We start from the raw sequence: 10,840 nt of genomic DNA, 5'->3' as shown, positions 1-10,840 counted from the left end.
TCCACTCCACCGCGGGAGGCCCTCTCGCGCTACCAACTCAGATCAGCGCGTCACACTCTCTCGACCAACGTGCCCGGTCAGTACAGCTAGCCGTCCACGGTGCGCATGCTCGCCGGCACCAGGACAACGGCGGACTTGTGGCGAAGGCGTGTGCGTTGGGGCGCGCGACGGAGTCGGCCCGTGGCGCCCGGGACACAGTCGGGCCTGAGAGCGGTTCCGGACAGATTCGGGGCCGGCTTTCGTCGTATCGATGGGGAGGCCGGACGGGTGGGGTGCGCGGAGCGAGCTTGCGAGCGGAGCGCGGGGCCCCGCCCGGGAGGCCGACCCGCGCGGCGGAGCCGCGCGCTTGAGTCAGTAAGGAAAGTCCTCACGCGTACCCGCGGCGCCTGGTGTGCAACATGGTCAGAGGCGGCAACGACCAGGCTCACTGCGCACAGTTGTGGCCCCGCCCGCGGATGCAGACGGGGCCCCACACTGTCGAGGTCACCGGGTTAGCTCCTCCTTGATGGCGATCGTCGCGGCGTGCACCTCTTGGTTGCGGGCGTTGGGGGTAGTCTTGCCCGGGGAGACGAAGCCGGCGTTGACGAAGATCGCGGCGTCGGGCGAAAAGTCGATCTTCGAAAGGGAATCGGCGAACTCGGTCAGATCGCTGATCTGCTTCTCCTGGGCCGCCTCGTAGACCGCGCCGGCCAGAGCGCGCAGGGTCGTGGTGGAGAACAGGATGGTCTGCTCGCGGTACGCCTTCATCTCGCCGACCGTCATGCCGGCGGCCTTGGTAAACTCCGCTCGAGCCTCCTGGAGAAGGTCGAAGAAGTTGGTCCCAAGGTCGACGAGGTCGTCAACATCCTTCTTGGGCAGGCGGCCGCGCGGCACGGTCAGGCCCAGGTCGAGGCGCTTGATGGCCTCGTAGACGCCGGCCAGGGAGAAGTAGTCGGTCGAAGCCGCCTTGACGCGGGCGGACTCCATCTCGACGTGACCGGTGAGCATCGGGTGCTCCTCCGCGAGGCGCACCGCGGCGCGGGCATACGGGTCGCGGTTGTCGTATGAGACGTTCAAGGCCTTGGCAACCACCTTGGGGGTGGCGTTCATGTCACTGAACATCTGCTTGCGCTCAAGAAGCTCGGACTCCACATAGATGAGGACCGACGTGTAGTCCTCAGCGATGCTCGGGTCCTCATCGATGGCCTCCTTGAGGCCCTGGCGGCGGTGCTGGCCATCGAGGGACCGCATGTTCGCGGACATCGGGATGGTGAGGACGCCGATACTCGGGTCGAGGTCACTAGGCGTGAACGCGCCCTCGGTGTCCATCGCGTAGGTGATGGCACCGAGCAGGTAGCCCTCAGCGTTGTCCACGACATACTCGGCGATCTCGCGCGCATGCTTGGGATCGAGCGTGCGCTGCGAACGATCCGCCGCGGGCTCCATGTTGACCGTGAAGAAGGTGTTCAGAGTGCTGTTCTTCACCATGCACTGGTAGAAGACACGTCCACCTTGGGTACCCCGCAGCGCGGGGAGACTGAGACCGATCATGATGCTGCTCCTTGCGGGTTGCTGGAATCCGAGAGGCCAGCTGAGTAGCTCGTGCGGGGCGGATGCTCCAGGGCGTTTGGACCGCCCAATCAACACATTGCCCCGCGCTCGCGCCCCAACAGGTATGGACCCCGTGTGGGTGTGATCGTCAGCTTGAAGCGCGGCGGCCCTGCTCAGAGGGACCCCACGGCAGGGTTTGGACCCCTACCGGGACCGCTGCCCCGTAGAGCCGTCGGTCCACCCGGGCAGTGGGCGAGGTTTGGACCCTCACCGTCCCCGGCCTGACCGCCGCGCTTCAAGCTAACACCCTACACCAGCTGTACCGGCGTGTCAACAAAGCTTCGCGCTGATCCGGTTTAGCTTTGCACAGAAGCCCTCGAGCTTCCGCGAGGCCGCCCGCTCAGCTTGTCGCCGACGCGCCTCGTCGTCAAGGGCGTCCGCGGCCCCGAGAGTCCGACATCGGGCAAAGAAGCCCTTGCGGGCCGAGTACAGAATCGCTCCTGCGCGTCGGGGCAGTACAGCGCTTCGATGAGCGGCGGTTGAACCGTTCGGCGGCGACGCTCACCCGGGCGCCCTCACCCGCTTGGTGTGCGGACATGTGCCTACTCTCGCCAAGCTCGCATCCGCCGCGTCTGCGTATCGCGCGCCCCATCTTCGCCATGCCGGCGATCCGGCGAGCTGGAAACCTTGAGGCTCAAGGAACCTGCGGGGCGGCTGGTGCACCACGTACGCGGACTCCATGTGGAACCTGGGACCTGCAAATCTCGACCCATCAGCTGTCGCCCGGGCGTCGAAGCACCTGCCGTTGACGGCTCGTGGGAGGCAAGGTGCAAACGCGCTGCGGCACGCAGACGACGAAGGGCCCCACGACCGCAGGATCTACGGGTGGGACCCTTCGCATGGAGGGTAACCGGGCTCGATCTCGCGAACGCTGCCGAACGGACCCAGTCACACTAGAGTCATGCCTCGGCCTCGGCCTCGTCCTCGTCGTCGGTGTATTCGTACTCCTCATCGCCTCGACTGTCGATCACGTCGCTGAACGCCAGCATGGCCTGCTTCAACGACCGGTCGGCGTCGCGGAGCTTCTGGCGCGCCTTGATCACGTCCGCGACGAGCCGGCGCTGCTCGATCGAGTCAGCAGGAAAGCAGATCTCCAGCGCCTCGAAGTCCTCCACCTGAGTCCGGCGCCGGTTGCTGTGACCAGTCGTGATAGCCCTGAACGCCCGCCGGTAGTACCGACTGCGGAGCAAGGTTGACACGAAGTCGCGGTCGAGGCGGTCGTCGGTGATCTCGTAGACCGGGAACTCACTCGAGACCAGAGCGCCGTCGAACTCCTCGGGAACGACCGAGATGCAGCCCTTCCAGAGGTCAATGCCCGAGAAGACCACATCGTTGGTGTGCGCGGCGTACCACTTCGTCGGCATGTCCTCGAAGTACATGCCCTGCCACTCCGGCGGGTTCTTTCCCTTACCGGCCTCGCGCGCCCGGAGTTCTCCTGTCTGGGAGACGGTGAGGACTACGACCGGATCGTCAGGCTTCGTCTGAGGCCTCACGAGCTCGTCGCGGCGCCGCATGACGTTGCGGATCGGCTCGCGAACCCAGCCGTCTGGAGTGATGGTGCGCTCCTCGAGCTTGAACAAGAAGTACTTGGGGTCGAGCCGGTGGGATCCGTGGGCCGACCACATGTCGGCTGCTCGGATTCCCATACAGTCTGGGAGGCGTGAACCTTCATATGCCTTCGGGTTGTCGCGGAACCGGCGCAGCTCACCAAGGATCGTCCCGTTTTGGTTATCCGCGACGAAGCCGAGGTTGTCTGGGTTGAAGAGCTCATTCTTGTCGGACGCGACACCGGTAGTCGTGTACCCGATGAAGTTGGCCTCGGCGAGGAAGACGCTGTAGTCGAGCGCGTCCAGGCCCGCGAGGATCCCGGCATCCTCGTCCTTACTCTTGTTGAACTCGGTCCGAAAAGCGTTCTCGAACAGGCGCTTCTCAGGCACCGAGAACTTTCGGAAAATTAGGACCGACGTCTTGTTCTGCGCTCCCGACTTGCGGAAGGCGTAGTCGGGCAGCGAGATGATCGCCTCAATAACCCCGGCCCGAGCGAGGAAGCGGCGCGTCTGCGGGCAGTTCGACCGCTCACCCTGGTTGTTGAAGACTCCATCAGGCAAGACGAATGCCAGCCTGCCGTCGGGACCGAGCATGTCGACTCCGCGTTCCAAGATGAGGTGTTCGCTGGGCACTTGCGAGCGCATTTCCGCGACCTGGAAGGTTTCGAGCTCATTGGTGCCCAGGAGGTCCCGGTCGCCCCTGCGTACCGTGTCGCCGAACGGCGGATTGCCGATGACGCGGGTGAAGCCCCCCTTCCACTTGTTGCGCAGGCGCGGGTTCACGAACTCCGTGTCGAGGCAGCTGCGGTCGCCTTCGATGTTCGTGTGCCCATCGTGGTGCAGCAGAAGGTTGATCTTGAGGATGCGCGCTAGGACCTCATGGATTTCGATCCCGTACACGTGGTTCATCGCGAAGTCGTACTTCTTCCGATCGATCTCCTGCTGACCACTGAAGTCGCGCTCGATCTGGTGCCACCCTTGGAGCAGAGCCTCGAGGAGGAAGCCACCGCTTCCTGCAGTCGGGTCGATGACGTAGTCGGTGTTGTCAACTCCGACGGCCGCCACAGTGAACCGAGAGATCTGACGCATTGTGAAGTATTGGCCCAGCTCACCACGAAACACACTGCCGAAGAAGCGCTCGAAGGCCTGGCCGATTACGTCCGCGTCGGTGCTGATGATGCTGATGTCCTGCAGGGTCTCCACGATTTGCCGCATCTTGTCGTCCGGCAGCTTGATGCGGAGCCCCGGTGGGAAGATCGAGGTGTCCTCCTTGCATGCCACCGCGAAGAGCTCGTGGATCCGGCTCGAGACGGCCGTGTCAGTCTCGCCCGATCCCACCTGGAAGCGACGGGGCTTCCCATTAGGCGTGGTGCGCTCGTCATGGACCTTCGCGAACAAGAGCTTCGACCACTCATCGAAGGCCGTGAGCGGGTCGCGCTTGCCACCGGCCCAAATGAGGGAATGTGTTCGACGGACCTTCGTTTCGAGCTTGCGTGCGTCGGCCGGCGCGATGTCCCCGGACTGGTCATTCGCAATGAACCGAAACTTCGGGGCGTCGGCCGAGTACAGACGTGGGATCCGAGTCCTGTCGCCGCGTCGGTTCTCCTCGCGCTCCATGGCGCCGTACGCACCGCTCGTGTCGAAGAGCAGCGAGTCGCTGTATCCGTCGTAGAGCGCGAGCACAGCGCGGAGGCTATGTGCGTTGCCGATCGCCTGCTCGATCGCCTGCTTGCGCGCCGCCGCTCCTTGAGCTTCGGCCTTGTTCTCCACGACGAGGTAGGGAACCTTGCAGCGGTCATCGCGAAAGACGACGATGTCCGCGTAGTCGCCTGGGACCCTCCGCGGAATGAGGACTTCGGTGAGCATTCGCTGCGGCGGGTAGCCGTACGTCACGATCAGTGCGGCGATCGATGCGCAGCGCACCCACTCCTCGGGGTCGAGCCAGGAGTGGTCCTGCTCGGTCTTGAGCATGTAGTGGATGCGGTCGTCCTTGACCTCGATGAAGCCACGGGCGATGCACTCAGCCACCTCGGGGAGGGCCAGTGCCACGTCAGGGGACAGGATCTTCAACTTCGACGCCTCCGGTTTTGACTTCAGAGCTCGCCACTCCCATGCGTGGCTGTGCGTCAGAGTAGCAGGCTCTGAAGCGCGCTTTAGGTTCGTGCGATCACCAAAGCCAGCAAACCGCCTGCTCAGTGGACGTTCGAACCAGACAGGGCTTCCCTCGTGCAGAGCATTGCACGGTCGGGCGGTACAGTCGGGCCATGGCCAGTGACAGTCGCTCCGAGTACGAGGTCCACCGCGACCGGGCTCGCGCGGCGATCGTGCGCCAGAAGGAAGCTGCTGAGCAGGATCGCCTGGCGCGCGTCGAGCGTGACGCCGAGGTGCTCGCGATGCTGGCGACGCCGGGCGCCTCGCTCCGCTCGGTCGCCGCCGACGTCGGCCTCTCCAAGAGCATGGTGGCCTACATCGAGCGCACCGCCCGCACGACGTTCCAGAACGCCGAAGAGGCACGCGCCTACCTCGAGAAGCACGGCGACGCCTGAGCGCGGAGCGGGTCTGCTGCGCGAATAGGTGGCAGCGGCTCTCAGGCGGCGAGTGCGACCTGAGCGGTCATGATCGTCTCGTACTCGATGGGTGTCAGGCGTCCGAGGCGTACCTGGCGTCGGCGGCGGTGGTAGGTCCGTTCGATCCAGGTGATGATCGCCAGGCGCAGCTCGTGGCGGGTGGCCCACCTGCGCCGGTCCAGGACGTTCTTCGGCAGCAGCGAGAAGAAGCTCTCCATGGCGGCGTTGTCGCCCGCGGAGGCGACCTGCCCCATCGACCCGAGAAGGTCGTGGCGGCGAAGCTCGGCCAGGAATCGCCGGGACCGGAACTGGCTCCCCCTGTCGCTGTGAACGACGCATCCGGCGACGTCTCCACCGCGGCGGGCTACCGCCGAGGCCAAAGCGTCAACCGCGATCCGGGACTTCATCCGGTCGCTGATCGAGTACCCGACGATCCGGCCCGAGTACACGTCCTTGATCGCGCAGAGGTAGAGCTTGCCCTCGGACGTGGGGTGCTCGGTGATGTCGGTCAGCCACAGCTCGTTCGGGTCCGTGGCGGTGAAGTCGCGGCGCACGAGGTCGTCGTGAGCCGGCGGGCCGGGCCGCTTTGGCGTTCTTGCTCCGCTTCTTGCCGAACACCGACCACCAGGAGTTGTCCCGGCAGATCCGCCACACCGTCCGGTCGCACGCCCGATGGCCGGCCTCGCGGGCCTCGTCGCCGAGCAGGCGGTGGCCGAACTCGTGGTCGTCGCCGTGGGCGTCGAACAGCGCGTTCGCCAAGCACGCCTACTCGAGGTCGCGGTCGGTGAACGGGGCCACCAGCCACCGGTAGCAGGGCTGTCTCGCGAGCTTCAGGACCCGGCACGTCACCGCGACGGGAACCCCGTCAGCGGCGAGCTCACGCACGAGCGGGTAGATCATTTTCCCGGCAGGTGCGCCTGGGCGAAGTAGGCCGCAGCGCGACGCAGGACCTCGTTCTCCTGCTCCAGCAGCCGGACCCGCTTGCGGGCCTCGCGCAGCTCGGCCGACTCGCTGGCAGTGGTCCCGGGCCGGTTGCCGTCCCCGACGCCCGCGGCCTGCAACCAGTTCCGCAGGCACGACTCGGAGATCCCGAAGTCGCGCGCGATCTGCTCGATCGGAGCGTCCCCGCGGCGAGCCACGGCCACGACGTCGTCACGGAACTCCTTCGGATGGGATCTGGGCACGTTCGACATCCTCACAGCGGTGCCTCCTGGCACCACAGATCAGGTGTCACCTACTCGTGCAGCAGACCCAGACCCTACCGCCCAGATCGTGCTCGACACCTTCCGCAACACCGTGAGTCACCCCGGCGTGTCCGGGGACTGGGTTTCGTGCGTCAAGCCGAGTCGGCTTGGCGTTGGTGGTGGCTGTAGTAGGCCGCTTCGGCTTCGACCGGGGTGAGGTTGTCGATGGATCCGTGGGTGCGCTCGGTGTTGAACCAGTGGACCCAGTCCAAGGTGGCGGCCTCGAGGTCGTCGAGGCCCTTGCAGGGGCCTTCGGGGCGGATGAGCTCGGTCTTGTAGAGCCCGATCTGGGACTCGGCCAGGGCGTTGTCGTACGCGTCCCCGACGGACCCGACCGACGCGTCGATGCCGTGGTCGATGAGGCGGTCGGTGAACGCGATCGAGGTGTACTGGCTGCCGGCGTCTGTGTGGTGGACCAGCCCGGACAGGTCGACTACGCCCTCGGTGCGCCGGGTCCACAGCGCCATCTCCAGGCAGTCCAGCACCAGGTCGGTCCGCATCGATGTCGCTGCCCGCCAGCCCAGGATCCGGCGGGAGTAGACGTCGAACACGAACGCGACGTAGACCATGCCCGACCAGGTCGGGACGTAGGTGAAGTCCGCGACCCACAACGTGTTGGGCGCGAACGCGGCGAAGTGCCGGTCCACCAGGTCGGCTGCACGGACCGCCGCCGGCCCCGGTGGCCTCACACGTCGCGCCTTGCCCCGCACCACCCCGGTGATGCCGAGCTCGCCCATGAGGCGCTCCACGGTGCACCGGGCGATGTCGTGCCCGTCCCTGCGCAGTCGCGGCCACAGCTTCCTGGCACCCAGGACCTGGCGCTTGGACCACTCCTCGGACACGACCTTGCGCAGCTGCTCATCGCGCACCGCCCGGCGCGAGGGGGCACGGCCTCGAGCCTCGTAGTACGTGGACGGGGCGATCGGGACGCCCTGCTCGCGCAGGACAGCGATGATCGGCTCGACTCCCCAACGCAGACCACCCACGGCGCGATCCTTGTGCGCCTCGATGAACGTCACTACCTGGTCTGTGGCCGGCCTGGCTCGGCCGCGAAGAAAGCCGACGCCGCTTTCAAGATCTCGTTCGCCCGCCGCAGCTCAGCGTTCTCGCGCCGCAACCGCTTGATCTCCGCCGACTCCTCGGACGTGATCCCGGGGCGTTGACCGGCATCGACCTGCCCGCGGCGCACCCACTGCCGCAACGTCTCGGCCGAACCGATCCCGAGCTTGTGCGCGACCTCGCGGATCGCCTCGTACTCCGTGCCGTAGTTCGGTCGCACCTCAGCGACCATTCGCACCGCACGCTCCCGCAACTCCAGCGGGTACTTCGAGGGACGTGCCATGACCTTCATCCTTCCAAGGAATCAGGTCCCCGGACACGCCGGGGTGACTCACCAAACCCTGATCGACACCTTCATCGACCACTACAACCACCACCGACCCCACCGGTCTCTACCGCACCGCCAGACCCCGGCCACCGCCTACACCGCGCGCCCCAAAGCCGGCCCCGGCACCGACCGAACCACCGACACCCACGACCGCGTGCGCACCGACCGCATCTCGGCCACCGGCACCGTCACCCTGCGCCACGCCAGCCGCCTGCACCACATCGGCATCGGCCGAACCCACGCCGGAACCTACGTCCTGCTCCTGGTCCACGACCTCGACATCCGCATCATCGACCGCGCCACCGGCGAGATCCTGCGCGAGCTCACCCTCGACCCCGCACGCGACTACCAACCCACCGGCCGACCAGGCCCCAGACAACGAAAAGCCGGACCTACGAAAACGTAGGTCCGGCTGTCCGCGATGTCGTGAGACATCGATGGCGGTAGCGGTGGGATTTGAACCCACGGTGGACTTTCACCCACACACGCTTTCGAGGCGTGCTCCTTAGGCCGCTCGGACACGCTACCTTCGCCGGGAAACCCGGCCCAGGAAGGATACCTGGTCAGACCCCCGGACACCGAATCGGCCGGTCAGGCCGCCCGATCCGACGCCCGGAGGCCCGGCGTCACGACCCGCCGAGCGCGTCGGCGAACAGCGGCGTGACGTTGTCGATCGCGTAGATCACGGCCGTGGGCGTGCCGAGGGAAAAGGCGTTGGAGAGGTCCTTGTCATCGAACACGACGTAGCGACCGTCGGCGACGGACGGCACGGTCTGGAATATCGGGAGCGCCTCGACGTCGGCGGCGGTGAAGCCGATGGGCTGGATGACGGTGAGGTCGGCGTCGAGCAGGTCGACGTTCTCGGTGCCGAGGTTCGCGGAGAACTCTTCGCCGGCGGCCTCGTCGATCTCGGGCTTGGTCTCGAACCCGAGGCCCTGCATGAACTCGCCACGGCTGGAGGTCGAGACGTAGGCGCCGAAGCCCTCGGCCCAGTACGACCCGATGACGGCGGTCTTGCCCGCGAACTCGGGGTGCTCCTCGCGCGCGGCGGCGAACGCGTCGTCGACCTCGGCGAGCAGCTCGTCACCGGCCTCGCTGCGCCCGAGGGCAGCCGCGATCATGCCGACCTGGTCCTCCATGGGCGTGAGGTAGGCCTCGCCGCCCTCGGGGATGGCGACGGTCGGGGCGATCTCGGAAAGCCGCTCGTACCGCTCGGGGTCGCCTGACGACTTCACGTCGAGGATGACGTCGGGGTCGAGGACGGCGATCTGCTCGTACGACGGCTCGAGCGTCCCGATGATCTCGGGCGACTCGTCGTACGCGCCGTCGAGCCAGGGGCCGACGCCGTCGCCGCCGAACGCGAGCCAGTCGCTCGCCCCGACGGGCTGGACGCCGAGCGCGAGCGCCGTCTCGGCGTCGCCCCAGCCGAGGGCGACGACGCGCTCCGGCTCCTCGGGGATCTCGACGTCCCCGAACGCGGTGGGGATGGTCACGGGGAAGGCGTCCGCGGCGCCGTCGGCGCCTGCGCTTCCCGACGGCGGAGCGTCGTCGCCCGAGCCGTCCCCGGACGAGCACGCGGCGAGCGCGAGGACGGCGAGCGCGGACGTCGCCGCGAGCGCGCGGCGGAACGTGGTGGTGCGGTGCATGGGACTCCTCAGTCCTCGAAGATCTGGCCGACGGGCTCGCGCTTCTCCGCCTGGAAGCGGTCCTCTGCGCGGCCGTAGGCCCAGTAGCCGGAGAGCGACAGGTCGGCGCGCGGGACGCCGCGCTCCGCGAACACGCGGCGCAGAGCCTTCATGGCCTCGCGTTCCCCGTGCGCGAAGACGTGCACGCGGCCCTCGCGCCACGCGAGGTCGGCGACGGCGTCGGGCAGCAGCGTCGTCGTCCCGGCGGGCGCGTCGCCGCGCAGCACCCAGGTGACCTCGACGCCGTCGGGCGCCGCGAGCGGGAGGCGGTCCGCCTCGGTGCCGACCTCCAGCACGGCGTGCCCGACGGCGTCGCGCGGCATGGCCTCGAGCGCGGCGGCGATCGCGGGGAGCGCGGAGTCGTCGCCGGCGAGCAGGTGCCAGTCGGCGGCCGGGTCGGGCGCGTACCCGCCGCCGGGACCGGCGAGGACGAGACGGTCGCCAGGCTTCGCGCGCGCGGCCCACGGCCCGGCCAGACCCTCGTCGCCGTGCACGACGAAGTCGATCGCGAGCCGCTGCGCCGCCTCGTCGACCCACCGCACGGTGTACGTGCGGGTGACGGGCAGGTCCTCGGGCGCGAGCGAGTCGCGCAGCGCCGCGACGTCGTAGGGCGGCTCGAGGCCGAGCTCGGGCTTGGCGAAGAAGATCTTGACGTACTTGTCGGTGTGCTCGTTCGTGGTGAACGCGGCGAACCCGTCGCCCCCGGCCACGACGCGCACGAGGTGCGGGGAGAGCCACGCGGTCTCGAGGACCTCGAGGACCGTCTGGGGGCGGGCGCGCCGCGGGGCGGGCGCGGTGGTGGTCGACATGACAACCTCTC

General features: G+C 67.5%; 6 protein-coding genes, 1 tRNA gene and 2 pseudogenes. 2 read left to right on the top strand and 7 right to left on the bottom strand.

What is annotated here, in order from left to right; translation table 11 throughout:
* Positions 1-483 precede the first annotated feature (483 nt).
* The gene (locus JN535_RS16940; RefSeq protein ID WP_205206872.1) at positions 484-1,530 is read right to left on the bottom strand and encodes a DNA sulfur modification protein DndB; all 1,047 of its coding nucleotides are present in this window, start codon (positions 1,528-1,530) and stop codon (positions 484-486) included.
* 959 nt (positions 1,531-2,489) lie between these two features.
* Positions 2,490-5,207 carry an N-6 DNA methylase gene (locus JN535_RS16935; RefSeq protein WP_205206870.1) on the bottom strand — a complete coding sequence of 906 codons (2,718 nt, stop codon included), beginning with the start codon at positions 5,205-5,207 and terminating at the stop codon, positions 2,490-2,492.
* A 194-nt stretch (positions 5,208-5,401) separates the two neighbouring features.
* Here JN535_RS16935 and JN535_RS16930 point away from each other — a divergent pair, with 194 nt between their 5' ends.
* Entirely contained in the window at positions 5,402-5,683 is a 282-nt protein-coding gene (locus tag JN535_RS16930; protein ID WP_205206868.1) for a hypothetical protein, read from the top strand.
* 41 nt (positions 5,684-5,724) lie between these two features.
* Here the strand turns inward: JN535_RS16930 and JN535_RS16925 are convergent.
* Together JN535_RS16925 and JN535_RS16920 are read right to left on the bottom strand one after the other, a co-directional pair.
* Positions 5,725-6,888 (bottom strand): annotated as a pseudogene (locus JN535_RS16925) (IS3 family transposase).
* 152 nt (positions 6,889-7,040) lie between these two features.
* A protein-coding gene (locus JN535_RS16920) for an IS3 family transposase (protein WP_205206866.1) occupies positions 7,041-8,290 on the bottom strand; the annotation gives its coding sequence in 2 pieces (ribosomal slippage) (positions 7,041-8,008 and positions 8,008-8,290; 1,251 coding nt in all).
* Between the two features lie 52 nt (positions 8,291-8,342).
* Here JN535_RS16920 and JN535_RS16915 point away from each other — a divergent pair.
* Positions 8,343-8,741, top strand: a pseudogene (locus JN535_RS16915) (IS481 family transposase); the annotation flags it as partial.
* Between the two features lie 32 nt (positions 8,742-8,773).
* Here JN535_RS16915 and JN535_RS16910 read toward each other — a convergent pair.
* The 3 genes from JN535_RS16910 to JN535_RS16900 form a co-directional block, all read right to left on the bottom strand.
* Positions 8,774-8,863, bottom strand: a tRNA-Ser gene (locus tag JN535_RS16910).
* Positions 8,864-8,961: 98 nt separating this feature from the next.
* A complete protein-coding gene (locus JN535_RS16905) occupies positions 8,962-9,981 on the bottom strand; it encodes an iron-siderophore ABC transporter substrate-binding protein (protein WP_205206863.1) in 1,020 nt (339 codons plus the stop codon).
* Between the two features lie 8 nt (positions 9,982-9,989).
* Entirely contained in the window at positions 9,990-10,829 is an 840-nt protein-coding gene (locus tag JN535_RS16900) for a siderophore-interacting protein (protein WP_205206861.1), read from the bottom strand.
* Positions 10,830-10,840 lie beyond the last annotated feature (11 nt).

This window comes from Cellulosimicrobium cellulans, from assembly GCF_016921195.1.
Taxonomy (GTDB): Bacteria; Actinomycetota; Actinomycetes; order Actinomycetales; family Cellulomonadaceae; genus Cellulosimicrobium; species Cellulosimicrobium cellulans_F.
Note: the sequence above shows the minus strand (reverse complement) of the source record. Positions and strands in the feature narration are given on the sequence as shown.